This is a genomic window from Rhizobium sp. CB2179 (genome assembly GCF_057653455.1).
Genome location: NZ_CM172781.1, coordinates 1,644,079 through 1,670,507 on the forward strand (window position 1 = coordinate 1,644,079; position 26,429 = coordinate 1,670,507).

A 26,429-nucleotide genomic window follows, 5' to 3' on the forward strand; every position below is an offset into this window, starting at 1 on the left:
TGATGGATACCGCCCAAAAGTGTGCAGCGGTTCTGGGAGGACGACGTGCAGAAGAAAAAGATCGAAAGTGCCTTGCATGAATCAAGTTCGATGCGACGTGCTTTAGATGTTTAGTCCCGGTCGATGTGAACCCGCATGCGTCCGGCCAGATCCTGAATATATTGCCAGGCGACGCGGCCGGAGCGTGCGCCGCGCGTCGTTGCCCATTCCAGCGCTTCGGCATGCATCTTGTCGCGTTCGAGCCCGAGCTTGAAGTGATCGGCATAGCCGTCGATCATGCCGAGATAATCCTCCTGGCTGCATTTGTGAAAGCCGAGCCAGAGGCCGAAGCGGTCGGAAAGCGAAACCTTCTCCTCGACCGCCTCCGACGGATTGATCGCCGTCGACTGCTCGTTTTCCATCATGTGGCGCGGCAGCAGATGGCGTCGGTTGGAGGTGGCGTAGAACAGCACATTGTCCGGCCGCCCTTCGACGCCGCCGTCGAGTGCCGCCTTCAGCGACTTGTAGGCGGTGTCGTCGTGATCGAAGGAAAGATCGTCGCAGAAGACGATCACGCGGTAGGGTGTGTCCTTCAGGAGGTCGAGCAGATGGGGAAGGCTGGAGATATCCTCACGATGGACTTCTACCAGTTTCAGCAACACACTGCTTTCGCGCCTGACATCCTCGTGCACGGCCTTGACCAGCGAGGATTTGCCCATGCCTCGCGCGCCCCAGAGCAGCACATTGTTGGCGGCATAGCCCTCGGCGAAACGCACCGTATTCTCATGCAGAATGTCGCGCACGTGATCGACGCCGCGGATGAGCGTCAACGCCACCCGGTTCGGCCTCTTGACCGGCTGCAGATGCTGGCGCAATGGCGCCCAGACGAAACAGTCGGCGGCATCCCAGTCGTTGCGGGCGGGCGCCGGTCCGGCAAGACGTTCGACGGCGTCGGCGAGCCGTCTCAGTTCGGCAAGCAGGGCTGTGTTGATTTCCTCGGTCATCGACGGCCTCCTGATTTCTCGCTGCGGCAATCCGCTTTGATCTTTCGATGTCGGTTAGCATGGCGTTTTGAATGCGGAAAGGTTATGAGGCAGCGGAATCGGTACTGTTTCCGGCTGTTTCTGTTGCATTCATCGAAGCCGTAACTATAGTCCGGCAACCTGAAAAGAGAGGCGGAGTTCCGCCGCCCAAGCCTGAGGAGTTTAGCATGTTCATCACCCCGGCATTCGCCCAGAGCGCGACCGATACCGCAACGGGATTCGGCGGCTCCGGTTTCGAAATGATCATCCTGTTCGTGCCGCTGATGGTCGTCTGGTACTTCCTGCTGATCCGTCCGCAGCGCGCACAGGCAAAGAAGCGTGAGGAGACCCTGAAGGCGATCCGTCGCGGCGATCAGGTCGTCACCGGCGGCGGTCTCGTCGGCAAGGTCACCAAGGTCGTCGACGAAAAGGAAGTCGAAGTCGAGATTGCTGACGGCGTGCGCGTGCGCATCGTCCGCAGCGGCATCTCCGAAATTCGCGTCAAGGGTGAACCGGTCAAGGCCGACGCGGCGTAACAAGCGATAACGGCAGGACCGCCGGATCGGAAGATCGTCGAGAGAATGTTGCATTTTTCCCGCTGGAAAACACTTCTGATTTGGCTGGCCGCGTTTGCGGCCATCGTCATCGCTGCGCCCAATCTGCTGACTGAGGCGCAGCGATCCTCCCTGCCGGACTGGTTGCGGCACGACCGCGTAGTGCTTGGGCTCGACCTGCAGGGCGGCTCGCATATCGTTCTAAAGGTCGAGCGTTCCGACATCGTCAGGGACCGCCTGGAAGAGCTGGTCGCCAATGTGCGCAACGCGCTGCGTGGCGCCAGCATCCGCTATACCGGGCTGACCGGCAATGACCAGACCGTCACCGTCCGGATCACCGATCCGGCCCAGACACAGGCGGCGGTCGATCTGCTGAAGCCTTTGACGACGGCCGGCGGACATTCCGGATCTGAGGTTGCGCTGCAGCAGGGCGAAGAGGGGCAGCTCTCACTGCAGATTTCCGACGCCGGCATTACTGCTGACGTCGCTTCCGCCCGGACCCGCTCGCTCGATATCGTTGGCCGCCGCATCGCCGGATTCGGCTATGATAATTTCCTCGTTCACCCCGATGGCGCCGACCGGATCGTCGTGCAGGTGCTGGGATCGGTCGACGCGGAGCGGCTGAAGAATATCCTGAACCAGCCGGCCAAGCTTTCCTTTCATTTGATCGACGAAAGCATGTCGGGGCAGGAGGCGCTGAACGGCCGTTGGCCGGCGACATCGCAGGTGCTCTATTCGCTTGACGATCCGCCGATCCCCTATCTCGTCGACCGCACCGCTTTCGCCAACAGCGGCAACATGGTCGATATCGAGCCTGTCATCGACCCGCAGACGCAGGAGACCTCGATTGCCTACCGTCTCGATGCCGAAGGCACGCAGCGGTTGGCGCAGGCGACCGGGCAGAATATCGGCAAGCATCTTGCCATCGTCTTCGACGACCAGGTGATGTCGTCACCGGTCATCGATGCGGCGATCACCGGCGGCGAGGGCAGGATTTCGGCAAACTTCTCCGAGGATGGCGTCCGCGACCTTGCGATCATGCTGCGCGCCGGCGCCTTGCCAGCGACGCTGACCAGCGTTGAGGAACGCAGCGTCAGCCCGAGATTCGGCGCTGATTCCATCTTCAACGGCATCGTTGCCGGCCTCGTCGCCGTCGTATTGGTCGCGGCACTGATGATCGCGCTCTATCGCATCCTCGGCATCATCGCCGTCGCCTCGCTCTTCCTCAACCTGATCCTCATCGTCGCGGTGCTCAGCCTTGCCGGCGCGACGCTCACCTTGCCCGGGATTGCCGGCATCGTGCTGATTGTCGGCATGGCCGTCGACTCGAACGTTTTGATCTACGAGCGAATCCGCGAAGAGGAGAAGACCACTCATTCCTTTGCGGAGGCCGTCGGCCGCGGTTTCTCGCGCGCATTCGCAACGATCGTCGACGCCAATGTGACGATTTTCATTGCGGCCATCATCCTCTTCTTCCTCGGCAGCGAATCCATCCGCGGTTTCGCGGTGACGCTTGCGGTCGGCATCCTGACGACCGTCTTCACGGCTTTCACGCTGACGCGCTCGATCGTTGCCGTCTGGCTGAGCGCGCGCCATCCCCGGCATCTGCCGAAGAGCGTGCTGACGCATCTTTTCGAGCACGCCAATATCCGCTTCATGGGGATTCGCCGTTATGTCTTTACGGCCTCGGCGGTCATTTCGCTGATCGCCATGGCCGCCTTTGCCACCGTCGGCTTGCATCTCGGCGTCGATTTCACTGGCGGCTCGCTCATCGAGGTGACGGCAAAGCAGGCCAATGCCGAGATCGCCGATATCCACTCGCGCCTCAATGATCTCAATCTCGGCGATGTCAGTGTCGAGCGCACGGGCGGGCCGGCGAATGCGCGGATCCGCATCGCTTCCCAGGGTGGCGGCGAGAATGCCGAGCAGTCGGCGGCGACGCTGGTGCGCGGCGAGCTCCAGGAAGATTATGATTTTCGTCGCGTCGAGGTCGTCGGTCCCGCCATCTCGGGCGAATTGACGATGATGGCGACGCTCGGCGTGCTTGCAGCTCTTGCGGCGATCCTCATCTACATCTGGATCCGCTTCGAATGGCAATTCGCGGTCGGCGCCATCGTCGCAACGCTGCACGACGTCATCATCATGCTCGGTCTCTTCGTCCTCACCGGCATCGAGTTCAACCTGACGAGCATCGCCGCCGTACTGACCATCGTCGGTTATTCCTTAAACGATACGGTCGTGGTCTACGACCGAATGCGCGAAAATCTCAAACGATACAAGAAGATGCCGCTGCCGATCCTGATCGATGCCTCGATCAATCAGACGCTGTCTCGCACCGTTCTGACCGCGGCGACGACGCTGATCGCCTTGCTGGCGCTCTTTCTCTTCGGCGGCGAAGTCATCCGCTCCTTCACCTTTGCGATGCTCTTCGGCGTCGCTCTCGGCACCTTTTCTTCGATCTATATCGCTGCTCCTGTCTTGATCGTCTTCCGGCTGCGGCCGGAGGCTCCCGACGGGGAAGAGAGCAACAAGACGGATGCTGGTGTAAAATCCGGCACGGTGGTTTGAAAACATGGCAAAAGGCATAGAAATCCGCGCTGCGCATTTCCCCGGGCGCGCTCCGATCGATGCTTACGGCAATGGTGGCTTTCGTTTTGCCGACATGTCGCATCGCGGCTCGATCCTTTGCCTGCCCTCCGGCATTCATGGCTGGGACATGGATATGTCGAAACCGCTGTCGCCTGAAAACTTTCGCCGGGTGCTGGATGAGGCCGCCGATATCGAGGTTCTGCTCGTTGGTACCGGAACCGAGCTTCGCCGTCTGCCCGAGGAATTGAGGCTGGCGCTGAAGTCGCGCGGCATCTCCTCCGATCCGATGAGTACCGGAGCGGCGGTGCGCACCTTCAATATCATGCTCGCCGAGCAACGTGCCGTCGCCGCGGCGTTGATTGCGGTCTGACGATGACTGAAGCGAATATTGCGACGAACCAGGAGATCTGCCTGGCGATGCTGCGTGACAGCGATCGCGACCGCTATCTCGCCTGTCTGCTGTCGCCGGAGGCAAAGCGCGGCGCGCTTGCAGCTCTTTATGCCTTCAATGCCGAGCTTGCCCGCATCCGTGATCTCGTGCACGAGCCGTTGCCCGGCGAGGTACGGCTGCAATATTGGCACGATCTTCTGGAGGGCAGCGCGCATGGCTCGACAGCGGCCAATCCCGTTGCCGCAGCACTTCTGACCGCGATCGAAACGCACCGCCTGCCGCGCAAGACGCTGATCGACATGATCGAGGCCCGCACCTTCGATCTCTATGACGATCCGATGGAGACACGTCTTTCGCTTGAAGGCTATGCCGGTGAAACGGCATCGGCCCTGATCCAGCTCGCAAGCCTGGTGCTTTCGCCGGAGGAAGCCGCACGATCGGCCGACGCCGCCGGCCATGCCGGGGTCGCCCAAGCGGTCGCCGGGCTGTTGCTGCTGATGCCAGTGCATCGCCGCCGCGGCCAGATCTATGTTCCGCTGCAGATCCTTTCGGCCACCGGTCTCGACCGCGATGCCTTCCTCGCCGGAAAAGACAGGCCGCGCATCTCTGCCGCCATCGAGGCCTTCGCCGGCCTCGGTCGCGAACATCTGGCAAAGGCGAGGGCGGCGGGGCCGATTGCGCCGGCCGTCTTTCCAGCCTTCCTGCCGGCGACGCTTGCCGAACCAGTGCTCATCAAGGCGCAGAAACGCGGCGCCTTGCTGTTCGACCGGCCGCTGCAGCCGCCGCAATGGCGCCGCCAGCTGCGGATGGGGCTGGCTGCTGCACGCCGAAAAATCTGATATCGGTCAAATTCGCGCAAGTCTCGCGCGCTACAAGGCTTCTACCGCTACCCTTTGAACGGAGACTCGGCGTGGGCATTATCGTCTGGTGCGTCCTTTTCGCCATCGTCATTTTCATTGCTTTCGTGGCAACACGAATGGCCGCGCAGAACAAGGAAGACGGCCTGCATGACACGGGCCTCGCCATTATCGAATTCGGTCGCGCCTTTCCGAACGAGGCGATCCGTCAGCTGCAGACGACGGAAAATGGCCAGGCCGTCTTCGTGCGTCTGCATGACAACAAGGCCGGCTTCATGCGCAACATGTCGCGCCATTTCGCCTGCCATCTGATCGAGCCGGGCCGGGTGCGCGTCGTGGGCTCGGAAACGGGCAGGGGCTTGGTGATCGACTTTCTCGATGCACCCTATCACAACGGCGATTTCCAATTTGCTTCTGCCAAGGAAGCCTCGGAAGTCTCGCTGTGGCTGCTCGGCAATTATATCGCCGAGCCGGATAAAGACCTGCCGCCCGGCAATATTTCGGCGGCGAACAAGCAGTAATTCATGCCGCCCAAAACCGTGCAGCGTTTTGCGACGACATGCATAAAGCAAAGACTTCAAGCGGGTCGCTTGAACCGGGTTCGATGCGACACGCATAGAAGCGCCGTTCAGGCGCTTTCGGCAAGCGTCGATTCTTGACCGAGCCAGGTCGCGCAGTCGGCAAGGGCGCGGCGAGCGATCAGCTGCCGCTTCATGATCGTCTTGTCCTTGCCGCGGAAGCGCTTGACGCCTTCAGGTTTGACGATCGAACCCGGCTGGAGCTCCGGAAACAACCCGAAATTGATGTTCATCGGCTGGAACGATCGTTTGCCCGGTTCCTCGTCGGTGACGAGGTGCCCACCGGTGATATGACCGAGCAGGGAGCCCAGCGCCGTCGTTGCCGGCGGCAGCGAGATCGCCTCGCCCTTGCGTTCCGCGGCAGCGAAACGCCCGGCCAGTAGACCGACGCTGGCGCTTTCCACATAACCCTCGCAACCGGTGATCTGGCCGGCAAAACGCAGGCCGGGCCGCGATTTCAGCGTCAGCGACGGGTCGAGCAGGGTGGGCGAGTTGATATAGGTATTACGGTGCAGGCCGCCGAGACGGGCAAATTCCGCATTTTCCAGACCCGGGATCATTCGGAAGATGTCCGCCTGCGCGCCATATTTCAATTTCGTCTGGAAGCCGACCATATTGTAAAGCGTGCCAAGTGCATTGTCCTGCCGCAGCTGCACGACGGCATAGGCCTTGACTGTCGGGTTATGCGCATTCGTCAGCCCCATCGGCTTCATCGGTCCGTGGCGCAGCGTCTCGCGGCCGCGTTCGGCCATCACCTCGATCGGCAGGCAGCCGTCGAAATAAGGCGTGCCTTCCCATTCCTTGAAACCGACCGTGTCGCCTGATATCAGCGCGTCGACGAAGGCATTGTACTGCGCCTCGTCCATCGGGCAGTTGATGTAATCCTTGCCGGTGCCGCCGGGGCCGACCTTGTCGTAGCGCGACTGATACCAGCAGATATCCATGTCGATGCTCTCGCGGTAGACGATCGGCGCGATGGCGTCGAAGAAAGCAAGCGAATCCTCGCCGGTTTCCGTCTGGATGGCGCTCGCGAGCGACGGAGCCGTCAGCGGTCCGGTGGCAACGATGGCAAGATCCCAGTCCCTCGGCGGCAGGCCGGTGATCTCTTCACGCACGACGGTGATGAGCGGGTGGTCATGGACCGCCTTGGTCACCGCCTCGGAGAAGCCGTCGCGATCGACGGCGAGCGCACCGCCGGCCGGTACCTGGCACCGATCGGCCGCGGCCATGATCAGCGAGCCCGCCATGCGCATCTCGGCATGTATGACGCCGACGGCATTGCTGGTCGCATCGTCGGAACGGAAGGAGTTGGAGCAGACGAGTTCGGCCAGGCCGTCGGTCTTGTGCGCATCTGTGCCGCGCACCCCGCGCATTTCATGCAGGATGACCGGGACGCCGGAACTGGCGATCTGCCAGGCGGCTTCCGAACCGGCAAGCCCGCCGCCGACGACGTGGATAGGGGAATAGGAGGAGATCGTGTTCATTCCGGGCTGATATCATGTCGGCCGGTGCGATCCAACACCCCGGAATCAAAAACGGCGCCCTGAGGCGCCGTCTTGGAAGCATCGCGCCCGCTATTAGCGGAACGAGCGGGATGCGATATTCCGGATGTCGTAACGGCTGACGCCGATATCGGACAGGGTCTGGTTCGAAAGGCCGCCGAGTTCGTTGAGCGTACGACGGTAGCTGAGCCAGCTTCTTGCAATGCGGATCGGGTTCATTGTCTTCTTCCTATGTCCGCGGGACGGCGGGATCGCCTGTCTCTCTGCGGTTGATGTTTATATAGGCGCGATCCGTCCGATTGTGCAGTGCAAATAAAAGGCGTCTGCCATGCAATTGTGCACTATGATGCTCGACAATTAGGCGGTGAATATTTTTTGAGCGAGCTAATCATGCGGAAAAACATGCAACCGCCGCGGCCAACCCGTTAAGACAAAAGAAAACGCCCGCTGTGGGTACAGCGGGCGTTTCGATCGAGAACAATCGTGCCTGGGAGGAGCAGCGATCGCCTTGAATTAGCGGGAAGAAGCCTCACGGGCAACGCGATGGATGTCCGAACGGTCGATGCCGAGATCGTGCAATTCGCGGTTGGTCATGCGGCCGAGTTCCGTGATGGTCTGACGATACTTGCGCCAGTTATTGAAAGAGCGAGAGAAGTTCATGTTAAGCCCCTTTCCGAGGGTTTCATCTGCCAGCAGCCACCGATCGGCGCTGACCTCTATTTGATGACCCGAATATATGTTGCGACGCGAAAGACTAAAACACACAAGTTTTCAGATCACCTATGCGAGCTATGCAATGCTTAAAGGGTATTTGACGCAAACTTACCGTTTTTTGGTCAACGAATAGGCAGAATGACTTTTGAGAAAGCAATTCGATTTGGAGAGGCGAATGCGGCCTCGTTGCGGAAAAACGCTACTTCCTCCGGCGGTTCCGCGTCCATTCGGTGCAAAGAGGCGTGCCGCTTCGGATCGGACGTCGCCCACCTCTTCGCAAGGCTGGTGGGGCGGCGTGACGGCAATGTGGCATGACGGCGCCATGCGACGAAAATCCTCTCACTGCCAAGGCTATAATGAAGCTTTGGCTAAACAAAAACGCCCGCCGGGGGAGGATCCGGCGGGCGTGTTATGGTGACTGACAACTGGGAGGAGGAGTGTTGTCAGTCTATCGCAGCGCGCTGGGAGGAGGAGTGCGCAGCTGCGAATCTCGTCACGGACAAAGCATCCGCGGGCGTCCGGCTAATACCGGGCCGGGGCGCCATCCCCGTGCTTCGATGCGTTAATCAATAGTATGACTAATGAGTATTGTGCAGTGCAATAAATTCATGGGGGATATGCGAAAATTGCATACCTCTCCGTTCATAAGCTTATATTAGCGCTTATGACGTTAGCGGCCGGTTAACACTCGATACTATTTAGACCAATGAGGAACTTGTATATTTGTCGCAAGAGCGTTTGCGAACACCCTTGCTGCGTCTATAACGGCGTGAGCTGCAGCGCCGCAGTCGACGTTGCGGAAATCGAGGGGTTGAGCATGTATCGCGGCAGATTGGAGCGGGATCTCTCACTCTGGGTGGGTAAGGGCCTGCTCGGGCAGGAAACGGCAGGTGCGCTACTCGCCGAATATGACAGCCGCCCGGCAAGCTTCAGCCTCGGCCGGGTGCTGATGGCGCTGGCAGCGGTGCTGCTTGCAGCTGCCATCCTGCTTGTCGTCGCCTCCAACTGGGAGGCCATTCCGCGCCTCGTGCGCGTGGGTGGCATCCTTGCCCTGATCTGGGTAGTGCATATCGCCGCCGCCAGGATGCTTGCCCGCGGTGCGACAGCGGCCGCAGGCGGGTTGCTCGTCATCGGCGCGATGAGTTTCGGCGGCGCCATCTCGCTGGTCGGGCAGATGTATCATCTCTCCGGCGACGAGCAGACGGTGATGTATCTGTGGTTCGCGATTGCGACGATCTCGGCGATCCTGTTCCGTTCGGGCGCCGTGACCGTAGTCGCCGGCTTCCTCTCCTGGGCCTCCTTCGCCGTCTATCTTGAGAATAACGACACGCACTGGATAGGGTTCGCCCCCTGGATGGCGCCCGTCATGGCGGTGATCGTCATCGGGCTGGTGCGGTATACCGGCGCCGAGCGGGCCCGCCACCTGGCCTACCTGCTGCTGATCGGCTGGCTTGCATGGCTCTATACTCTTTATGAGGAGATCGCCGTGGCGCTTGCCTTTGCAATCGGCGGCATGGCGGCATTCGTGCTGACGGCCTTGCCCCCCAGGCCTATTGCCTCCTTGGTCAGAACCGCCGGTGCGGCGCCGGCCTTCTACAGCTTCCTCGTCGCCGTAATCGGCTTCCTGCTGCTGCATATCGAGATCGAGGATGGCTGGCGGCTGGTGGTGCTCGGAGTGGTGACGCTTGCCGCTTCCGTGCTGGCGATCGTCCTGCGTGGCAGGGATAATGGCGCGGTGCGATATCTCGCCTACGCGACCTTTGCCGCGGAGATGCTCTATCTCGCCTCCGTCACCGTCGGCTCGATCCTCGGCACGTCGAGCCTCTTCCTCTTCTCCGGTCTCGTGGTGGCGCTTGTCGCTTGGATGGTCATCCGTCTCGAACGGCGTTTTTCGGCGAATGCACAGGGGGAGCGCGCATGAGCTCGTTCATGGCAAGGCTGCAATCCGGCAAGGGCTATCTGCTTTCGGCGATCATCGTCGCCGGTCTGCAGACCCTTATCCTCGGCACGATCATCCAGAGCCGGGCGTCGATCCTCAGCGACGGCGCCGAGGTGCTGCTGAAGACGGCGCCCGTCGATCCGCGCGATTTCCTGCGCGGCGACTATGTCGTCTTGAACTACGACATTTCCTCGGTGCCGGTGCAGACGGTTTCCGGCGGCATTCCGGCCGAGGCCGGCGAGCGGGTGTTATGGGTCCGGTTGAAGAAGCAGGAGGACGGTTTCTGGACGGTGACCGAATCGTCCTTTCACGAGCTGCCTCCGCAGCCGGAGACCGTGATCCTGCGCAGCCAGCCATTTTATAGTGGCGGACTTGCCGCCGGCGACAGCATGCGTGTCGAATACGGCATCGAGCGTTACTACGTTCCAGAAGGCCAGGGCAAGCCGATCGAGGAGGCCCGCAATGACGGCAATGTCGCCATCGCAGTGCGTGTCTCGCCTGATGGAAGCGCGCAGATCCGCAGCCTGCTGGTTGACGGCAAGCCGGTTTACGACGAGCCGCTTTACTGATCGCGTCGCACTTCGGGGCAGGGCGGTTCCGGGGCTGCAAATCCCCTGTCATTTGCCGTTCATTTTTCCTTTGCCTCGACCAAATCGGGTGATATAGAGACGCCGCGCTCCGGAAGGCCTCATGCGCAGGCATAGGCATGCGGTTTTGTGAACGCGGGTATGGTGAAATTGGTAGACACGCCAGATTTAGGTTCTGGTGCCGCAAGGCGTGGGAGTTCAAGTCTCTCTACCCGCACCAAGCTGTTTGCAGGCGGGAGACTAAGAATCGGTTGTTCCAGAACAATTGAGAGTTGTCCCGAATAGCCCGCGAGTGCCATTCCGCTTTGGGCGGAATGATATGGAATTGGGAAAAGCCACGCGCGGCAGGATCGCCGGCGTCGTGCTCATCGAAACGAACGGCGTCTGGGCACGGCCGCCACGAAATGAAGGTAGGAAGACATGCAGGTTATCGAAACGCTCGCTGAAGGGCTGAAGCGCGAAATCAAGGTCGTTATCCCGGCCAAGGACATGCAAGACAAGATGAATGAGCGTCTTGCCGATGTGAAGGACAAGGTTCGCATCAACGGTTTCCGTCCGGGCAAGGTCCCCGCCGCTCACCTGAAGAAGGTCTACGGCAAGTCGATCATGGCCGACCTCGTCAACGAGATCGTCCGCGAGCAACCGGCCGCCATCCTGTCTAGCCGCGGCGAGAAGTCGGCCACGCAGCCGGAAATCGCCATGACTGAGGACAAGGACGAAGCCGACAAGATCCTCGCCGCCGAGCAGGATTTCGAATTCACGCTCTCCTATGAAGTGCTGCCGCCGATCGAACTGAAGTCGGTCAAGGGCATCAAGGTCACGCGCGAAGTCATCGACATCTCGGACGACGAAGTCAACGAGCAGGTCCTGAAGGTCGCCGAAAGCGCCCGCGCCTACGAGACCAAGACCGGCAAGGCCGCGAACGGCGACCGCATCACCATGGATTACGTCGGCAAGGTCGACGGTGAAGCCTTCGAGGGCGGCACCGACCAGGGCGCCGAACTGGTGCTCGGCTCCGGTCGCTTCATTCCGGGCTTCGAAGACCAGCTGGTCGGCATCAAGGCCGGCGCCGAGAAGACCATCACCGTGACCTTCCCGGCCGACTACCCGGCCAAGAACCTCGCCGGCAAGGAAGCGACCTTCGACGTCTCAGTCAAGGAAGTCGCCGCACCTGCCGATGTCGAGATCAACGACGAACTCGCCTCCAAGCTCGGCATCGAATCCGCTGACCGCCTTAAGGAAATCGTCCGTGGCCAGATCGAATCGCAGTACGGTTCGCTGACCCGCCAGAAGCTGAAGCGTCAGATCCTCGACCAGCTCGACGAGATGTACAAGTTCGAGACCCCGAACTCGCTCGTCGACGCGGAATATAACGGCATCTGGAGCCAGGTGAACAACGACCTCGCCCAGTCTGGCAAGACCTTCGAGGACGAAGACACGACCGAAGAGAAGGCTCGCGAGGAATACAAGACGCTCGCAGAGCGTCGCGTTCGCCTCGGCCTCGTTCTCTCCGAAATCGGTGAAAAGGCCGGCGTCGAGGTCAGCGAAGACGAGATGCAGCGCGCCATCTACGATCAGCTGCGCCAGTATCCGGGCCAGGAAAAGCAGATCCTCGAATTCTTCCGCAGCCAGCCGGGTGCCGCCGCTTCGATCCGCGCACCGATCTTCGAAGAGAAGGTCATCGATCACCTGCTGACCGAAATCGACGTCACCGACAAGAAGGTGACCAAGGAAGAGCTGCTCGCCGAGGAAGAGGGCGAAGCCAAGGCCGAAACCAAGAAGGCCGCACCGAAGAAGAAGGCTGCCGCCAAGGCCGAAGCAGCTGACGCCGTTGAAGGCGACGAAGCCGCACCGAAGAAGAAGGCTGCTCCGAAGAAGAAGGCGGCTGACGAAAGCGCCGAATAATCGCTTTTTTAGTTCAGAAGTTTGGAAGGCCTCGCCATCGTGCGGGGCCTTTTTCTTTTATCCAGGGCAGTTTCATTCTCGCCGCCTACTCCATTGTGTTTAGTCATCTTGAACAACAAATAGTTGCATTAGCGTATAATTAGATGCAGATTTCGCTGATGGTGGGAGGGACCTTAAAATGACTGCAAAGCATGATATGAAGAAGCTCGTGGAGGAAATCTATGCTGTGCGTGACCGCGGTGATATCGAGGGCACGCTGGCGCTGACTGGTGAGGATTGCACCTTTCGCATTGTCGGCAATGCACGGCTGGGGCCTTTTTCGTCTGAAGCAGCCGGGCCCCATGCCTTTCGTCAAGCAATAACGCAGCTTATCACTGAATGGGATCTGTCAGCTATCAGGACAGTCGGAATCCATGTGGACGAGGACGACCATGTGGTTTTTGCGCATCGCGAAGGCGAGGTCAGGTATATCCCGTCGGGCGTGAGCTTCCATACGGAATTCGTCGACAAGATCCATTTCAAGGACGGGAAGCCAGTCAAGATTGTCGAATTCCTCGACACGCTGCAGGTCGCCGAGACGAGCCAGATTATCCAAATCGCTTAGAGCATGTCGCGCAAAACTGCGCAGCGGTTTTGCGCAGAACGAAAGTCGGAGCCTCCAAGCTTCGACTTTGAAGTCATCCATGATTTCCGGGCGACAGGGCGTCAGCCGCCGTTGCAAGAATTGCCGCTCAATGCGCTGTCAGCTGTGCGACTTTCCTGACATGGCTCACGGCTGCGGCGCCGCCGGCGGTCTGTGTGAAGAGGTGGAGCGTTTCCTCTTCGTCGTCGGCGACCGGCGTCAGAGCCTGATCCATGTAGGTCTTCGACTTTGCATTCCTTGAAATCAGGAATGCCGAAATCGTCAGGCCAATGATCGTGCCGGCGAGCGAAACATGTTTGCGGAAGGTTTCCCAGGCAAAGCGCGGCCAGAAGACCAGCGGATTCTCGCGCGGCAGGTCCGGGCGCCGCTCCGACGGCGTCTTCAGGCGCAGCAGGCCGCTTTGCAGCGGGTGCACGTTTTCCAGCGGCACGGTGGTGGCGAAGGAGACGAGAACCTTGACGAGCCTTGCGAGTGGCACGCCGGTTGCCACGGCGCGGCGTAGCAGCGTCTTCATATGATCAGGCGAATAATAGAGCGCCCAGGCCTCGTGGTAGATGTCTTCCCATTCCTGCTTGCTCATCTTCGGATGCGCGGTGCAGACGTGCTCGACATCGTAGATGTTGAGATCGGCATCCATGTCGACGCCCTTCTTCCACAGGACCTGATGGTCCTCGGAGCCGGGCAGCGGCGTCAGGATGAAGAATTCGATGACGTCGAGCGGCAGCTCTTCCTGGATGATCGCGATGTCGCGGCGGATCGATTCCGGCGTGTCGGCGGGAAAGCCCAGGATATAACCGGCCAGCGTCATGATGCCCTGCGCCTTCCAGGCGAGCAGCATCTTGCGGTATTCGGTGATCTTGTTCTGGTTCTTCTTGGCGGCGGTCAGATTGTCGGGATTGACGTTTTCGAGGCCGATGAAGACTCGGGTGACGCCGGCGCGCCGGGATTTCTCGATGAAATTAGGGATCTTGTGGCAGAGCGTGTCGACCTGGATCATCAGGCCGAGCGGAATGCCGTCCCGCTCCTTGAGCTCGATCAACCGGTCGAAGATCGCTTCCCAATCCTTGTTGCGGGCGAAATTGTCGTCGGTGATGAAGAATTTGTGGATGCCCTGCGCCCAGTTCATCCGCACCAGCTTTTCGACGTCGTCGGCCGAACGGAAGCGCGACTTGCGTCCCTGCACGTTGATGATGGTGCAGAACGAGCACTGATAGGGACAGCCACGTCCGGCATCGAAGCTGGTGCTGAGCCCGAGCGTGCGCTGGATATTGTCCTTCGGCAGGAAAGGAACCGGCGTGCCGCCGATGCCGGGAAGGTCGTTCATGAAATTATAGAGCGGCTTCAGCTCGCCGGCGGCGGCATCGCGCAGCACCATGTCGAGCCGGCCCTCGGCCTCGCCGGCAAACATCGAGATGCCCATATCGCGGCAGGCGTCGAGCCCGACCGCCTTGCCATCCAGCATCGACAGGCAGCCGGAAACATGAAAGCCGCCGATCGTAACCGGCAGGCCGGCATCGCGGAAGGGGCGGGCGATATCGAGGGCGCGCGGATATTGGTTGGTCTGGACGCCGACGAGCGAAATCATGCCGAAATTGTCGTGACGCTTGAACTGCGCCAGCAGTCCGGCGACATCGATCCGCGTATTGGTCTCGTCGATCACGGTGATATCGATCGCCGTATCGTCGCCGAGCACCTTGCGCTCGGCGCATTCGGCGGCAATGCCGTAAAGAGCCGCCAGTGAATTGGACGGAATCATCGCCCGCCACCAGCGGATGACGTAGCCGTCATCGTCATAATGCGACGGCTTGATCAGGATCAGCTGAAAACGTCTGCGCGCAACTTCCAAGATATGGGACAAGAGTATCTATCTTTCTTTAGAAGCTTTTGCCCGAAGGCAAAATGGCGTTGAAGGCATCTATCAGGCACCACACATCAATGCGATTTAGGGAGGTCAAACTAAGGCATAAAAAAACGGCACGGCGTGCAAACGCTTCGCGAAGTGTATCATTCCTCAATATACTACCCAATATCGAGCAGCAATGCGCGATGGTCGGAGACTTCGGGCGCCTCGACCACCTCGAATTTGGCAACCTTCACCCCCGGCGTCGCCAGCATGTAGTCGGCAAAGCGGCCCTGCTTCAGATAGTAGGAGGTTCGCGTGTCTACAAGGCCGCTTCCGGTGACAAGGTCGGAAAGCCCAAGTCTGGCGAGAATCGCAAAGGTCGCGCTATCAGGCAGCACGTTGAAATCGCCGCAGACGACGAGCCCTTCGTCGCCGGGCCAGACGCCCTCGATGAGCCTCACCAGTGCTGCTGCCTGCTCGTCGCGCGCCGCCGTGTCGCCCTTGCCTGCGGGATCGCGCAGGCCATGCATGTGGGCGATGGTTACGGTAGAAGCGCACTCATGGCTGAAGAGACGGATGCAATGGGCGTTTCGCGGCCGCGGATGTTCGCCCCAGCCATCCGCCGAAAAACGGCCATGCACGAAGTCCAGCCCTTGAGCGATGACGGAATGCGTTTTGCGCACGAAGGTCGCGAGCCCGAATTCGGCGACAATGGCGCTATCGCCATTGAAAAGCTCGCCTCTCGAGGTCGGGCAGAAAAAGCCGTCGTGGCCGGGCAGGGCGGTGCTGATCTCGGTAAAGAGATTGAAGCGCTGCGGCAATTCGACATCGCCGTCCCGATAGACCGACCAGCCTGAGCGGGTGCCGGGTGCGCGCAAAACTTCCTGTAGGCACAGCACGTCGGGATCGGCCGTCGTCACATATTCAATCAGTGCCTCATGAAGCCTGCCGCCCCATGCGTTCAGCGAGATGATGCGCAATGTCATTCCGCTCCGTTTGGCGGCAGGACTTAGAAGGCCGATCCCTCGACGACGCGACGGACTTTAGAGTTCCGACTTGATGTCGCCCATCCGGTTCCAGGCATCGAGCCCGGCGATCTTGTAGGCTTCGGCGAGCGTCGGATAGTTGAAGGTGTTCTCGACGAAATATTCGACCGTGCCTTTGAGGTTGAGCACCGCCTGGCCGATATGCACCAGCTCGGTGGCGCCTTCGCCGACGATATGCACGCCGAGCAGGCGGCGGGTCTTCAGCGAGAAGATCAGCTTCAGAAGCCCGGTGTCGAGGCCCATGATATGACCGCGCGACGTTTCGCGGAAGCGGGCAATGCCGCATTCATAGGGAATACCGCGCTCCTTCATCTCTTCTTCGGTCAGGCCGCAGGTCGAAATCTCCGGCACGGCATAAATGCCATAGGGGAAATATTTCGGCGGCTCCTTGGCGACCGCGCCGACCGCGACGCGGGCGGCGATGCGGCCCTGTTCCATCGAGGTCGAGGCAAGGCTCGGAAAGCCGACGACGTCGCCGGCGGCATAGATGTTGGCAACCGATGTCTGGAAGGTTTCCGGATTGACCTTGAGACGGCCGCGGCTGTCGGCTTCGAGGCCGATGGCCTGAAGATTCAGCGCATCAGTCGCCCCCATGCGGCCGGCGGCGAAAAGCACCATGTCGGTCGTCAGGCGTCGGCCGCTGTCGAGCGTCAGTTCGACCTTGCCGTTTTCGAGCCTCTCCACCTTGTCGGCCTTCTGGCCGAGCAGCAGCTTCATGTTGCGGTCGCGCAGCTGGTAGGTAAAATCCTCGATGATTTCCTTGTCGATGAAGTCGAGCATTGTCGCCTTCGGGTCGATAACGGTGACGGCGGTGTCGAGCGCGCTGAAGATCGTCGCATATTCGATGCCGATGACGCCGGCGCCGATAACCACCATCGATCGCGGCAGGTCCTGGATGTCGAGCAGTTCGTCGCTGTCGAGAACGGTCTTGCCGTCGAAGGGCATGTAATCGGGACGGAACGGTTTTGTGCCGACGGCAAGCAGCACGCTGGCGGCGGTGACCTGCGTGGTCTCGCCGTCATCCTTGATCACCTGCAGCGTCGACGCATCGATGAAGCTTGCCTTGCCGCGAATATGCTGCACGCGGTTTCGGGCGAACTGGTGTTCCAGCACCTCGACCTCGTGGTTGAGCGTAATCAGCAGGCGACGCCGCAGGTCATCTGCACTGATCTCTTCCTTGACGCGGTAAGACCGGCCGTAGAAGCCGCGTTCGCGCCAGCCGGAAAGATTAAGCGCAGTCTCGCGCAGCGTTTTGGAAGGGATGGTGCCGGTATGCACGGATACGCCGCCGACGCGTTTGCCCTGCTCGATGACAAGCACTTTCTTGCCGAGTTTTGACGCCTGGATCGCGCCGCGGCGCCCTGCGGGGCCGCTGCCCACCACAACGAGATCGTACTGAAGCATCATCAAGCCCCGGATTGGAAAGGAATCATATTGCGACGCAAAATGTCGCCCGTCCATCGTTAGCCGGTCAATGTTACAGATTGTTTTACGGCCACCTGATTGGTCCTGACGGGTGCTTTTTCGGGCAAGTGAGCCCTTCGAGAAACAGCTTACGCCATGGGTCCTAGCCGACGAACACCGGCAGGGGCGCTTGCCATGCTCGATGGCTCGACGGCTTTTCATGCATGGGTGATGTAGTCCGCGGAAATATCGCCCACCTTGGTGACGCCGAGCAACGCCATATTGCTATGCAGTTCCGTCTTCAGGATATCGGCCGCCTTGAGCACACCCGGTAGGCCCGCGACGGCTGCGGCATAAAGGAACGGCCTGCCCACGAACACGAAACAGGCCCCGAGTGCGAGGGCCTTCATGATGTCCGTTCCACGCCTGAAACCGCCATCGACCATGACGGCAACGCTGTCGCCGACACGGGACGCAATCTCCGGAAGGACCTGAAGGGGAGATGCGGTGCCGTCGAGCTGGCGGCCGCCATGATTGGAGACGATCACGCCATCCGCTCCGGTGTCGACAGCCAGGGCCGCGTCGTCAGGATGCATGATCCCCTTGACCACGAGTTTGCCGGACCACCTGTTGCGTATCCGCTCCAGATGGTTCCAGTTGAGATGGTCGCGCCTGCCGAAATCGCGCGTCACATTCGAAGAGATGATCGGCGCGCCTCTTGTGGCGTAGGAATTTTCAAAATGCGGAATGCCGTGCCGGACGATCGTGCGCAGGAATGTGCCGGTGGTCCAGCGCGGGTGCGAGATGCCCTGCCACGCCAGGCGGAGACCGGGACGCAGAGGTGTCGAAAATCCGGCCCTTACATTGTTTTCACGGTTTGGCAGCGTGGCTGTGTCCACGGTCAGCAGAAGCGTGCGCAAGCCGGCCGCGCCGACGCGATCGATCAAAGCATCGATACGGTCGGGTTCGCCGGGGAGATAGGCCTGAAACCATGCTTGCGGCGAAACTGCAGCTATCTCTTCCAAGGGGATAAGTGATGAACCGCTTATGATCATCGGGATTCCCGATTGATCCGCTCCTTGCGCAAGCACGATGTCACCTCGATAGGCCATCAGCGCGCTGATACCCATCGGCGCGATGCCGAATGGCGCGGCATGGGTCTTGCCGAAGAGGCTCGTCTCGGTGCTGCGTTTCGAGACGTCCCGAAGGACACGAGGCCGGAAGGCATAGGCCTGGAAAGCTTCTGCGTTATGCCGCAGCGACGCATTGGTCTCGGTCGCGCCTGCGATATAACCAAACAGAGGCTTTGGCAGATGTCGCCGCGCCTTTATTTCAAAGTCATCGAGGCAGAGCACGTCGCGGCAGAGCCGGGTCGTTCGGTCGGTGTTGCCGCTGCGAATCGTCATGGAGCTTCATCTTCTCGGGTATTTCGGGCGGGCATTGTCCAGTGAGTAGCGGTGCAGGACTGCATACAATCCCGCACCACCGACTGCTGTCAACTCCAGCATTCAGCAGTCTTCTCGCCTCAGGCTTCTCGCGGGGATGGACCAGGGCAGGTCGACGAGCCGGGGCTCTGCATCTCGTCGGCGAGCAGCCGCAATGTTTGTTCAGATTAGCTTCAGCCCCTTCAGGCTGACATGGCCGTCCTTGCCGATGATGACGTGGTCGTGGACGGTGATATCGAGCGCCTTGGCGGCATCGATGATCACCTTCGTCATGTCGATGTCGGCGCGGGATGGCGTGGGATCGCCGGAGGGGTGGTTGTGCACGAGGATCAGCGCCGTCGCCGAAAGCTCGAGCGCGCGTTTGACCACCTCGCGCGGATAGACCGGCGTATGGTCGACCGTACCGCGGCCCTGCACCTCATCGGCGATCAGCACATTGCGCTTGTCGAGGAAGAGGATGCGGAACTGCTCGCGGGTCTCATGCGCCATGGCGGCATGGCAATACTGGATGACCGAAGACCACGAGGACAGGACCTGTTTGCTCCTGAGTTCGCTCTTCAGCGTCCGGTGGGCGACAGTCGAGATCAGCTTCAGGTCGAGCGCCACGGCCTCGCCGACACCTTTGACTTCCGTCAGCAGCGTCGGTGGTGCGCCGAAGACGCCCGAAAGCGAACCGAAACGCTCGATCAGCGCCTTGGCGATCGGCTTTGTGTCGCGCCGCGGGATCAGGCGGAAAAGCAAGAGCTCGAGGATTTCGTAGTCGGCAAGCGCAGTGTCGCCGAGCTCGCGGAAGCGGTCACGCAACCGCTCGCGATGGCCGTGATAATGCTCTTGGCCGGCAAGCGAGGCGGGCAGGGCCGTCCTGGAATTCGGCGCGGACGGCTTTTGCGGCTGACCTGCAAAGAACGAACGTTCGTCGGCGGCAATCGGCTCTTGCGTCTTGAAAGGCAGCTCGTCGTCGGAGGATATCGAAACGGGCCCCTTCGCCATCGGATTGTCACCCGTTGTGGGAAGGCAGACCGGGGCGGTCGAGGCCACCCGGCGACAGCGTGAAGATCTCGCAGCCATCGGAGGTGACGCCGACTGTATGTTCGTACTGCGCCGACAGCGAGCGGTCGCGGGTCACCGCCGTCCAGCCGTCAGCCAGCACCTTCACATGCGGCCGGCCGAGGTTGATCATCGGCTCGATGGTGAAGATCATGCCTTCGCGCAGCTCCGGCCCTTCATTGGCACGGCCGTAATGCAGGATATTCGGCGAATCGTGGAACAGCCGGCCAACGCCATGGCCGCAGAAATCGCGCACCACCGAACAGCGCTCGGCTTCGGCATAGGTCTGGATCGCCTCGCCGATCGCGCCGGTACGAGCACCAGGCCTGACGGCGGCAATGCCGCGCATCAGCGATTCATAGGTGACCTCGAGCAGTCGCTCGGCAGCACGCTTGACGACGCCGACGGGATACATCCGGCTGGAATCGCCGTGCCAGCCGTCGAGCACAAAGGTGACGTCGATATTGACGATATCGCCGTCACGCAGCGGCTTGTCGTTCGGAATGCCATGGCAGACGACGTGGTTGATCGAGGTACAGGTCGATTTGGTATAACCGCGATAGTTCAGCGTCGCCGGATAGGCGCCGTGATCCATGCCGAAATCGAAGACGAACCGGTCGATCTCATCGGTCAACAGGCCGGGCTTGACGATGTCGGCAAGCGCATCGAGGCAGCGCGCGGTCAGCTGACATGCCCTGCGCATACCCTCGAATGCTTCAGCGTCATAAAGCCGGATGGCGCCCGTATTCTTCGGGGGCGCGGTAGAGGCTTCGATATAGTTCACCATTGCAGGGCCTTAGCGGAGATTGTTAGATTTGTTCATAATGCAGCTATGCCGGGTTCGTCCATCACGATCAACTGCCAGGACGAGATTTCTGGACAGATCCGATCAGTCCAGTCTGCAGCTTTCCACATCCGTTCGACGGACAATCAACGGTCCGGCTGGAATATCCACAATCTTCCCAATGGGATAGGATTGATTGCGTGAAGCCTCCCCGCTACTCACCGATTGGTGACAGCGGGGAAGGGTCGATCATGCTGAATGAAGCCGCAAATCTTGAAAATTCACCCGGGGCCGGCGGCGAGCCGGAACGGCGCGTGCGTGATCGCGGCGCCACCGAGCGCGCAATTCTTGCCGCCGCCAAGGGGCTGCTCGCCGAAGAAGGCTTCCAGAATTTCGGCATCAACGCGGTCGCCCGCCGCGCCGGTTGCGACAAGCAGCTGATCTATCGTTACTATGGCGGCCTCGACGGCTTGGTCGAGGCGATTGGCGCCGATCTCGGCACATGGGTGAAGGACCGCATTCCGGAAGACGCCGGCGGCATGTTCCTGCTCACCTATGGGGACCTGATGGAACGGCTGTCGCTCCTCCTCCTCGATGCCTTGAGAAACGATCCGCTGATGCGCCGCATCCTCGCCTGGGAGATATCGGAAAACACCGAGCAGGTGAGGCGGTTGTCCGAGGCGCGTTCGAAGGCGCTTGCTCTCTGGCTAGAGCGCATGCGCGGCTCGCTGGCGCCGCCGAAGGGCGTGGATGCAGCAGCCGTCAACGCCATCGTCATCGCCGCGATCCAGCATCTCGTGCTCGCCGCCGCAGCCGGTGGGCAGTGCGCCGGCCTGTCGCTGAAAACGCCCAAGGACTGGGAGAAGGCGGCACTAGCGCTGAAGCGCATCGTCCGCGGCGTCTACGGCTGATACCTGGCTCATCCACAGGGGGCGGGCGCCGCGTTAACCTTAACAAATGGTTTACGTTGCGTGGGGGTGGTTAAGCCGACAGTGTGGCGGTGAGCAGAGATGGTATGAGTAGAAGCCCCGAGTGACGCCCATGGGAACCAAAATCGCTAAAGTCGCGTTTCTGGTGACGGCAATGATGTTTTTCGCAGTTCTGGCGCTGGATATCGCAATTCCCGCGCTGGTGCTTTGCATCATGGCATTGTCGGTCTGGTTGGTCTCCCTCGATCTGCCCGTGGCGCGCAAGCATGGAGGAGAGGCCGCATGAAGTGGTTTCTGATCTTCTGGGCCGGCCCCATCGTCTTTCTGGGCGGATGGTACTGGCTCTCCTATTACGACATGAGTTTCGGCATCTTCATGCTGAGCCGGCAGGTCCATGACCTGACCTTCGAGCTTTACGGCAAGGCGCTTGGCATTCCGCCGGAGACCATCCCGCCGCTCGTTGCCCGCGCGATTGCGGTGGACAGCCTCGTCGTCTTCGCCATTATCGGTCTGCGGAAGCGCAAGTCGATCATCGCCTGGTGGAAGGCGCGTCAGGCGTTGAATTCGTCTCCATCTGACCTTGCCAGCAAGGAAAGCCTGTCGAGCGCGCCCTGAAGGATGAAGCTTGCCGCGGCCGAATCGATCCGTTCGGCCCGCTTGGCGCGCGAGACGTCCATTTCGAGCAGCGTCCGTTCAGCCGCAACCGTCGAAAGCCGCTCATCCCAATAGACGAAGGGCAGCGCCGTCTTCTGCTCCATGTTGCGCACGAAGGCGCGCGTTGCTTGCACGCGCGGACCCGCCGATCCGTCCATGTTCATCGGCAGGCCGATGACGAAGCCTGCAACCTTTTCAGATTGTGCGAAGTCCAAGAGCGCCTGAGCATCGATGGTGAACTTGACGCGGCGGATCACTGTGCGTGGCGTGGCGAAACGCCGCCCGAGATCGGACATCGAAAGCCCGATCGTCTTGGTGCCGAGATCGAGGCCGGCAATCGCCTGTCGCGGGACAAGCGTCTCGGCCATTTCCTCGATCGTCAACACCGTCATCGCCATTTCATCCCGTCAAAACAAATTGAAGTCGCCGCCGCTTTTCTTTGCGGCCGCATAAGATATGTCCTTAAAGCATGTCGCGCAAAAGTGTGCCGCGGTTTTGCGATAACGACATGCGTAAAAACAAAGATCTAAAATGCTGGAGCGAATCTGAAAGATTGCGACGCGTTTTAGGGCATGACGCCGAAAAGTGTGAGCGGTTTTCGGACGACATCATGCTCTCATTCTTTGATGTGGCATCGAAACCGGCTTTGCATCCCATAATAAAGGAGACATTTCATGAAGATCACCTGGCTCGGCCATTCCGCCTTCCGCATCGAGACAGCAAAGGCGAAGATCCTGCTCGACCCATTCCTCAGCTATAACGCCTCTTTCTCCGGCCAGGATATTAAGGATGTTTCCGCAGGCATTACCCACATCCTGTTGACGCATGGCCATGGCGATCATGTCGGCGATACCGTGGCACTCGCCAAGGAAACCGGCGCCGTCGTTCTTGCCAATGCTGATCTCGCCGCCTGGCTCGGCTCCAAGGGCGTCGACAAGATCGAGATGGGCAATACCGGCGGCACGATCGCGCTCGGCAGCTTCTCGGCGACCTTCACCAATGCGCTGCATTCCTCCGCCCAGATCACCGAGGACGGTGTCTCGCACGCGCTCGGCAACGCCAACGGCCTGATGCTGCATTTCGACGACGAAGCTTCGATCCTTGCCATGGGCGATACCGACATCTTCTCGGACATGGCGCTGATCAATGAATTGCACCAGCCTGATATCGGATTCGTGCCGATCGGCGACCGCTTCACCATGGGCGGCGCGGTAGCAGCCCTTGCCTGCCGGCGCTATTTCAACTTCAAGACCGCAATCCCCTGCCACTACGGCACCTTTCCGATCATCGACCAGACGGCCGAAAAATTCGTTGCCGGCATGGACGGATCGAAGACGGATGTGAAGGCGATCAGGCCTTCCGAGAGCCTGTCGATCTGACGAAACCCCGTTGCGTCAGGCGGACATGGCCTTTATAGCGGGTAGGAAAAATCCTATCCGGAGAATGTCATGTCCGTCGATCTTGCCACCGTGAAGCGTGTCGCCCGCCTTGCCCGTATTGCCGTCTCCGAGGACGAGGCAAATCGCATGGTCGGCGAGCTGAACGGCATCCTTGGCTTCGTCGAGCAACTCTCCGAAGTGAATGTCGACGGGGTCGAGGCGATGACGTCGGTTACCCCGATGGCGATGAAGAAGCGGACCGATGAGGTGACCGACGGCAGCAAGGCAGCCGATATCGTCGCCAATGCGCCCGTCACCGACCATAATTTTTTCCTGGTGCCGAAAGTCGTCGAATAAGGCTTCGAAGCCTCTTTCCGACCCTGTTGCCATTTCCAGATCTGAAGCGAAAACACGATGAGCGAACTCACCAGCCTGACCATTGCCGAAGCCCGCCAGAAGCTGCGCGCCAAGGAAATCACCGCGATCGAACTGACCGAAGCCTATATCTCGGCGATCGATGCGGCCAATGGCCGGCTTAACGCCTATATCAAGGTCACGCCGGATCTCGCCCGCGTCATGGCGAAGAACTCCGACGAGCGCATCGCTGCCGGCAAGGCCGGCGAACTCGAAGGCATTCCGCTCGGCATCAAGGATCTCTTCGCCACCGTCGGCGTTCACACCCAGGCCTGCAGCCACATTCTCGATGGTTTCGAGCCGCGTTATGAATCGACCGTGACGCAGAACCTCTGGGATGATGGCGCCGTCATGCTCGGCAAGCTGAACATGGACGAATTCGCCATGGGCTCGTCCAACGAGACCTCGCATTACGGCCCGGTGATCAATCCCTGGCGTGCCGCAGGCTCCAACCAGCAGCTCGTTCCGGGCGGCTCGTCGGGCGGTTCGGCCGCAGCCGTCGCAGCGCATCTTTGCGCCGGCGCCACGGCGACGGATACCGGCGGCTCGATCCGCCAGCCGGCCGCCTTCACCGGCACCGTCGGCATCAAGCCGACTTATGGCCGTTGCTCGCGCTGGGGCACCGTCGCCTTCGCTTCTTCGCTCGACCAGGCAGGTCCGATCGCCCGCGACGTCCGCGATGCCGCGATCCTTTTGAAGTCGATGGCAAGCGTCGACGCAAAGGACACGACATCGGTCGATTTTCCGGTGCCGGATTACGAAGCAGCTCTCGGCCAGTCGCTGAAGGGCATGAAGATCGGCATCCCGAACGAATACCGTGTCGACGGCATGCCGGATGAGATCGAGACCCTCTGGCGCCAGGGCATCACCTGGCTGAAGGATGCCGGCGCCGAAATCGTCGACATCTCGCTGCCGCACACCAAATACGCCCTTCCGGCCTATTACATCGTCGCCCCCGCCGAGGCATCCTCGAACCTCGCGCGCTACGACGGCGTGCGCTACGGCCTGCGCGTCGACGGCAAGGATATCGTCGACATGTACGAGAAGACGCGTGCCGCGGGCTTCGGCAAGGAGGTCAAGCGCCGCATCATGATCGGCACTTATGTGCTGTCGGCAGGCTATTACGATGCCTATTACATCCGCGCCCAGAAGGTCCGCACGCTGATCAAGCGCGATTTCGAACTCGCCTTCGACGCCGGCGTCGATGCCATCCTGACGCCGGCAACGCCGTCGTCCGCCTTTGGCGTTGCCGATGAGAACCTCGCCGCCGATCCGGTGAAGATGTATCTGAACGACATCTTCACGGTGACGGTCAACATGGCGGGCCTGCCCGGCATCGCCGTGCCGGCCGGCCTCGACCATAAGGGACTGCCGCTCGGCCTGCAGCTGATCGGCAAGCCCTTCGACGAGGAAACCCTCTTCAAGACCGCCCACGTCATCGAGCAGGCAGCCGGCCGGTTTACGCCGGCCAAGTGGTGGTAACGGATCTAACGATCCCAGGAATAGCGGCTGCCGACCACGAAACGTCGGCGCCGTCGGCTTTGCCGCATGGTTGACTGATTGATAGCCGGAACCAGGAGAAGGTTTTATGGCCAGCAATGATCTTGCGCAATTAATCGAGGCCGTTGATCGCCTTGCTGCCGGCGGTTTCACCATGGGCGCGGATTGGCAGGCGGTCCACGACATCTGCCAGCGCCACGAAGGCGAACAACCGTTCGACTGGGGCCACGCGCTTTGCCATCGCATCGAGGGCGATGACTGGAACGCCGATTATTGGTATCGCCGCGCCGGCAAGGTGCGCGGCACGGGCACGATGGCCGACGAGTGGTCGGCGATGCGGACGGAACTCTCTGCAAAGGCTTGACACCCCCGATCGCGCCCGTTCGAGACGCGATCGGGAGTGCCGCTATTACCTGTTGTTCAACTGCGACCTCACCAAGCTCAGCCCTCTTTCGGTGATCCGGTAGGGGTGGCCGCCTGAGGACTTGATTGCCCTCAGCCGCTTCAGCCTGCGGAAGAGATCGAGGTCGACGCCGGGATAGAGCCAGCCGTCGCGGGTGAAGCAACTGACCGCCTCGATCTTCCTGTCGTCGTCGCGGGTAATTTCGATGCGGCCGCCTTGGGCCATGAGATGCAGGATGCGCTGCTCCGTGCGAGAAATGTCCATGTGTTGAGATCCGGTATCGCGCCCGGCAGGGCGCACAAAAACGATCTGGCGCTCATT

The 26,429-nt window shown here is 60.6% G+C and carries 28 protein-coding genes and 1 tRNA gene; 17 read left to right on the forward strand and 12 right to left on the reverse strand.

The genetic code is table 11. The features are described from left to right. Positions 1–110: 110 nt before the first annotated feature. Positions 111–983, reverse strand: coding sequence for an ATP-binding protein (locus AC244Q_RS08250; protein WP_012757246.1), 873 nt, complete (start codon positions 981–983; stop codon positions 111–113). 206 nt (positions 984–1,189) lie between these two features. On the opposite strand from AC244Q_RS08250, the gene yajC reads away from it, so the two are divergent. The 5 genes from yajC (at position 1,190) to AC244Q_RS08275 (ending at position 5,913) form a co-directional block, all read left to right on the forward strand. Next, positions 1,190–1,537 (forward strand): preprotein translocase subunit YajC, encoded by a 348-nt coding sequence (gene yajC / locus AC244Q_RS08255; RefSeq protein ID WP_003558894.1) that lies wholly within the window; start codon positions 1,190–1,192, stop codon positions 1,535–1,537. Positions 1,538–1,582: 45 nt separating this feature from the next. After that, positions 1,583–4,123: a protein translocase subunit SecDF gene (gene secDF / locus AC244Q_RS08260; protein WP_012757247.1), complete on the forward strand. Its 2,541-nt coding sequence runs from the start codon at positions 1,583–1,585 to the stop codon at positions 4,121–4,123. A gap of 4 nt (positions 4,124–4,127) precedes the next feature. After that, positions 4,128–4,514: an Mth938-like domain-containing protein gene (locus AC244Q_RS08265; protein WP_003539009.1), complete on the forward strand. Its 387-nt coding sequence runs from the start codon at positions 4,128–4,130 to the stop codon at positions 4,512–4,514. A 2-nt stretch (positions 4,515–4,516) separates the two neighbouring features. Beyond that, the gene (locus AC244Q_RS08270) at positions 4,517–5,374 is read left to right on the forward strand and encodes a phytoene/squalene synthase family protein (protein WP_012757248.1); all 858 of its coding nucleotides are present in this window, start codon (positions 4,517–4,519) and stop codon (positions 5,372–5,374) included. Between the two features lie 71 nt (positions 5,375–5,445). Further along, positions 5,446–5,913, forward strand: a complete 468-nt coding sequence (locus AC244Q_RS08275; protein WP_017993777.1) for a hypothetical protein — start codon at positions 5,446–5,448, stop codon at positions 5,911–5,913. A 107-nt stretch (positions 5,914–6,020) separates the two neighbouring features. Here AC244Q_RS08275 and trmFO read toward each other — a convergent pair whose 3' ends face one another. From trmFO to AC244Q_RS08290, 3 genes are all read right to left on the reverse strand, one after another. After that, a complete protein-coding gene (gene trmFO, locus AC244Q_RS08280; RefSeq protein ID WP_012757250.1) occupies positions 6,021–7,454 on the reverse strand; it encodes a methylenetetrahydrofolate--tRNA-(uracil(54)-C(5))-methyltransferase (FADH(2)-oxidizing) TrmFO in 1,434 nt (477 codons plus the stop codon). Between the two features lie 93 nt (positions 7,455–7,547). Then, a complete protein-coding gene (locus AC244Q_RS08285) occupies positions 7,548–7,691 on the reverse strand; it encodes a DUF1127 domain-containing protein (RefSeq protein ID WP_003539017.1) in 144 nt (47 codons plus the stop codon). 294 nt (positions 7,692–7,985) lie between these two features. After that, positions 7,986–8,132, reverse strand: a complete 147-nt coding sequence (locus tag AC244Q_RS08290; protein WP_012757251.1) for a DUF1127 domain-containing protein — start codon at positions 8,130–8,132, stop codon at positions 7,986–7,988. Between the two features lie 871 nt (positions 8,133–9,003). Here AC244Q_RS08290 and AC244Q_RS08295 point away from each other — a divergent pair. From AC244Q_RS08295 to AC244Q_RS08315, 5 genes are all read left to right on the forward strand, one after another. Then, positions 9,004–10,107 (forward strand): DUF2157 domain-containing protein, encoded by a 1,104-nt coding sequence (locus AC244Q_RS08295; RefSeq protein WP_012757252.1) that lies wholly within the window; start codon positions 9,004–9,006, stop codon positions 10,105–10,107. Then, positions 10,104–10,694, forward strand: a complete 591-nt coding sequence (locus AC244Q_RS08300) for a GDYXXLXY domain-containing protein (RefSeq protein ID WP_012757253.1) — start codon at positions 10,104–10,106, stop codon at positions 10,692–10,694. The genes AC244Q_RS08295 and AC244Q_RS08300 overlap by 4 nt, the downstream gene beginning before the upstream one ends. A gap of 153 nt (positions 10,695–10,847) precedes the next feature. Then, a tRNA-Leu gene (locus tag AC244Q_RS08305) sits at positions 10,848–10,932 on the forward strand. 200 nt (positions 10,933–11,132) lie between these two features. After that, entirely contained in the window at positions 11,133–12,617 is a 1,485-nt protein-coding gene (gene tig / locus AC244Q_RS08310; protein ID WP_012757254.1) for a trigger factor, read from the forward strand. A gap of 178 nt (positions 12,618–12,795) precedes the next feature. Beyond that, positions 12,796–13,221: a nuclear transport factor 2 family protein gene (locus AC244Q_RS08315; RefSeq protein ID WP_012757255.1), complete on the forward strand. Its 426-nt coding sequence runs from the start codon at positions 12,796–12,798 to the stop codon at positions 13,219–13,221. Positions 13,222–13,348: 127 nt separating this feature from the next. On the opposite strand, the gene AC244Q_RS08320 is transcribed toward AC244Q_RS08315, so the two are convergent. The 6 genes from AC244Q_RS08320 to map all read right to left on the reverse strand — a co-directional run bounded on the left by AC244Q_RS08320 (position 13,349) and on the right by map (position 20,832). Then, complete coding sequence (locus tag AC244Q_RS08320) at positions 13,349–15,118, reverse strand: B12-binding domain-containing radical SAM protein (protein WP_012757256.1); 1,770 nt, start codon at positions 15,116–15,118, stop codon at positions 13,349–13,351. A 161-nt stretch (positions 15,119–15,279) separates the two neighbouring features. Beyond that, positions 15,280–16,089 carry an endonuclease/exonuclease/phosphatase family protein gene (locus tag AC244Q_RS08325; RefSeq protein WP_017993779.1) on the reverse strand — a complete coding sequence of 270 codons (810 nt, stop codon included), beginning with the start codon at positions 16,087–16,089 and terminating at the stop codon, positions 15,280–15,282. A gap of 57 nt (positions 16,090–16,146) precedes the next feature. Beyond that, positions 16,147–17,553 (reverse strand): Si-specific NAD(P)(+) transhydrogenase, encoded by a 1,407-nt coding sequence (gene sthA / locus AC244Q_RS08330; RefSeq protein WP_026157329.1) that lies wholly within the window; start codon positions 17,551–17,553, stop codon positions 16,147–16,149. Between the two features lie 218 nt (positions 17,554–17,771). Then, positions 17,772–18,959: an alpha-hydroxy acid oxidase gene (locus AC244Q_RS08335; protein WP_017993781.1), complete on the reverse strand. Its 1,188-nt coding sequence runs from the start codon at positions 18,957–18,959 to the stop codon at positions 17,772–17,774. A 201-nt stretch (positions 18,960–19,160) separates the two neighbouring features. Beyond that, positions 19,161–19,988, reverse strand: a complete 828-nt coding sequence (radC, locus tag AC244Q_RS08340; protein ID WP_012757259.1) for a RadC family protein — start codon at positions 19,986–19,988, stop codon at positions 19,161–19,163. Between the two features lie 7 nt (positions 19,989–19,995). Beyond that, entirely contained in the window at positions 19,996–20,832 is an 837-nt protein-coding gene (map, locus tag AC244Q_RS08345) for a type I methionyl aminopeptidase (RefSeq protein WP_012757260.1), read from the reverse strand. Positions 20,833–21,080: 248 nt separating this feature from the next. Here map and AC244Q_RS08350 point away from each other — a divergent pair, with 248 nt between their 5' ends. The 3 genes from AC244Q_RS08350 (at position 21,081) to AC244Q_RS08360 (ending at position 22,373) form a co-directional block, all read left to right on the forward strand. Beyond that, a complete protein-coding gene (locus AC244Q_RS08350; protein WP_012757261.1) occupies positions 21,081–21,740 on the forward strand; it encodes a TetR/AcrR family transcriptional regulator in 660 nt (219 codons plus the stop codon). Between the two features lie 121 nt (positions 21,741–21,861). Beyond that, on the forward strand, positions 21,862–22,044 hold the full coding sequence (locus AC244Q_RS08355; protein WP_017993859.1) for a hypothetical protein: 183 nt from the start codon (positions 21,862–21,864) through the stop codon (positions 22,042–22,044). After that, positions 22,041–22,373, forward strand: a complete 333-nt coding sequence (locus AC244Q_RS08360) for a DUF6105 family protein (RefSeq protein ID WP_003558937.1) — start codon at positions 22,041–22,043, stop codon at positions 22,371–22,373. The genes AC244Q_RS08355 and AC244Q_RS08360 overlap by 4 nt, the downstream gene beginning before the upstream one ends. On the opposite strand, the gene ruvX is transcribed toward AC244Q_RS08360, so the two are convergent. Continuing rightward, positions 22,310–22,804 (reverse strand): Holliday junction resolvase RuvX, encoded by a 495-nt coding sequence (ruvX, locus tag AC244Q_RS08365; protein WP_012757263.1) that lies wholly within the window; start codon positions 22,802–22,804, stop codon positions 22,310–22,312. The two genes, AC244Q_RS08360 and ruvX, sit on opposite strands and share 64 nt — an antisense overlap. A 282-nt stretch (positions 22,805–23,086) precedes the next feature. Here ruvX and AC244Q_RS08370 point away from each other — a divergent pair, with 282 nt between their 5' ends. The 4 genes from AC244Q_RS08370 to AC244Q_RS08385 all read left to right on the forward strand — a co-directional run bounded on the left by AC244Q_RS08370 (position 23,087) and on the right by AC244Q_RS08385 (position 26,069). Continuing rightward, positions 23,087–23,791: a metal-dependent hydrolase gene (locus AC244Q_RS08370; RefSeq protein ID WP_003558941.1), complete on the forward strand. Its 705-nt coding sequence runs from the start codon at positions 23,087–23,089 to the stop codon at positions 23,789–23,791. A gap of 69 nt (positions 23,792–23,860) precedes the next feature. Further along, positions 23,861–24,148, forward strand: coding sequence for an Asp-tRNA(Asn)/Glu-tRNA(Gln) amidotransferase subunit GatC (gene gatC / locus AC244Q_RS08375; RefSeq protein ID WP_003558942.1), 288 nt, complete (start codon positions 23,861–23,863; stop codon positions 24,146–24,148). Positions 24,149–24,205: 57 nt separating this feature from the next. Further along, the gene (gatA, locus tag AC244Q_RS08380; RefSeq protein ID WP_017993860.1) at positions 24,206–25,687 is read left to right on the forward strand and encodes an Asp-tRNA(Asn)/Glu-tRNA(Gln) amidotransferase subunit GatA; all 1,482 of its coding nucleotides are present in this window, start codon (positions 24,206–24,208) and stop codon (positions 25,685–25,687) included. Positions 25,688–25,793: 106 nt separating this feature from the next. Further along, the gene (locus AC244Q_RS08385; RefSeq protein WP_012757266.1) at positions 25,794–26,069 is read left to right on the forward strand and encodes a hypothetical protein; all 276 of its coding nucleotides are present in this window, start codon (positions 25,794–25,796) and stop codon (positions 26,067–26,069) included. Positions 26,070–26,114: 45 nt separating this feature from the next. Here AC244Q_RS08385 and AC244Q_RS08390 read toward each other — a convergent pair whose 3' ends face one another. Beyond that, positions 26,115–26,372, reverse strand: coding sequence for a YjhX family toxin (locus AC244Q_RS08390; protein WP_012757267.1), 258 nt, complete (start codon positions 26,370–26,372; stop codon positions 26,115–26,117). Between the last annotated feature and the right edge of the window lie 57 nt (positions 26,373–26,429).

What these genes read in the sequence shown, in the direction of transcription:
- AC244Q_RS08250 (WP_012757246.1), bottom strand. Translation starts at nt 983, where the DNA reads ATGACCGAGGAAATCAACACAGCCCTGCTTGCCGAACTGAGACGGCTC.
- yajC (WP_003558894.1), top strand. Translation starts at nt 1,190, where the DNA reads ATGTTCATCACCCCGGCATTCGCCCAGAGCGCGACCGATACCGCAACG.
- secDF (WP_012757247.1), top strand. Translation starts at nt 1,583, where the DNA reads ATGTTGCATTTTTCCCGCTGGAAAACACTTCTGATTTGGCTGGCCGCG.
- AC244Q_RS08265 (WP_003539009.1), top strand. Translation starts at nt 4,128, where the DNA reads ATGGCAAAAGGCATAGAAATCCGCGCTGCGCATTTCCCCGGGCGCGCT.
- AC244Q_RS08270 (WP_012757248.1), top strand. Translation starts at nt 4,517, where the DNA reads ATGACTGAAGCGAATATTGCGACGAACCAGGAGATCTGCCTGGCGATG.
- trmFO (WP_012757250.1), bottom strand. Translation starts at nt 7,454, where the DNA reads ATGAACACGATCTCCTCCTATTCCCCTATCCACGTCGTCGGCGGCGGG.
- AC244Q_RS08285 (WP_003539017.1), bottom strand. Translation starts at nt 7,691, where the DNA reads ATGAACCCGATCCGCATTGCAAGAAGCTGGCTCAGCTACCGTCGTACG.
- AC244Q_RS08290 (WP_012757251.1), bottom strand. Translation starts at nt 8,132, where the DNA reads ATGAACTTCTCTCGCTCTTTCAATAACTGGCGCAAGTATCGTCAGACC.
- AC244Q_RS08295 (WP_012757252.1), top strand. Translation starts at nt 9,004, where the DNA reads ATGTATCGCGGCAGATTGGAGCGGGATCTCTCACTCTGGGTGGGTAAG.
- AC244Q_RS08300 (WP_012757253.1), top strand. Translation starts at nt 10,104, where the DNA reads ATGAGCTCGTTCATGGCAAGGCTGCAATCCGGCAAGGGCTATCTGCTT.
- tig (WP_012757254.1), top strand. Translation starts at nt 11,133, where the DNA reads ATGCAGGTTATCGAAACGCTCGCTGAAGGGCTGAAGCGCGAAATCAAG.
- AC244Q_RS08315 (WP_012757255.1), top strand. Translation starts at nt 12,796, where the DNA reads ATGACTGCAAAGCATGATATGAAGAAGCTCGTGGAGGAAATCTATGCT.
- AC244Q_RS08325 (WP_017993779.1), bottom strand. Translation starts at nt 16,089, where the DNA reads ATGACATTGCGCATCATCTCGCTGAACGCATGGGGCGGCAGGCTTCAT.
- sthA (WP_026157329.1), bottom strand. Translation starts at nt 17,553, where the DNA reads ATGCTTCAGTACGATCTCGTTGTGGTGGGCAGCGGCCCCGCAGGGCGC.
- AC244Q_RS08335 (WP_017993781.1), bottom strand. Translation starts at nt 18,959, where the DNA reads ATGACGATTCGCAGCGGCAACACCGACCGAACGACCCGGCTCTGCCGC.
- radC (WP_012757259.1), bottom strand. Translation starts at nt 19,988, where the DNA reads ATGGCGAAGGGGCCCGTTTCGATATCCTCCGACGACGAGCTGCCTTTC.
- map (WP_012757260.1), bottom strand. Translation starts at nt 20,832, where the DNA reads ATGGTGAACTATATCGAAGCCTCTACCGCGCCCCCGAAGAATACGGGC.
- AC244Q_RS08350 (WP_012757261.1), top strand. Translation starts at nt 21,081, where the DNA reads ATGCTGAATGAAGCCGCAAATCTTGAAAATTCACCCGGGGCCGGCGGC.
- AC244Q_RS08360 (WP_003558937.1), top strand. Translation starts at nt 22,041, where the DNA reads ATGAAGTGGTTTCTGATCTTCTGGGCCGGCCCCATCGTCTTTCTGGGC.
- ruvX (WP_012757263.1), bottom strand. Translation starts at nt 22,804, where the DNA reads ATGACGGTGTTGACGATCGAGGAAATGGCCGAGACGCTTGTCCCGCGA.
- AC244Q_RS08370 (WP_003558941.1), top strand. Translation starts at nt 23,087, where the DNA reads ATGAAGATCACCTGGCTCGGCCATTCCGCCTTCCGCATCGAGACAGCA.
- gatC (WP_003558942.1), top strand. Translation starts at nt 23,861, where the DNA reads ATGTCCGTCGATCTTGCCACCGTGAAGCGTGTCGCCCGCCTTGCCCGT.
- gatA (WP_017993860.1), top strand. Translation starts at nt 24,206, where the DNA reads ATGAGCGAACTCACCAGCCTGACCATTGCCGAAGCCCGCCAGAAGCTG.
- AC244Q_RS08385 (WP_012757266.1), top strand. Translation starts at nt 25,794, where the DNA reads ATGGCCAGCAATGATCTTGCGCAATTAATCGAGGCCGTTGATCGCCTT.
- AC244Q_RS08390 (WP_012757267.1), bottom strand. Translation starts at nt 26,372, where the DNA reads ATGGACATTTCTCGCACGGAGCAGCGCATCCTGCATCTCATGGCCCAA.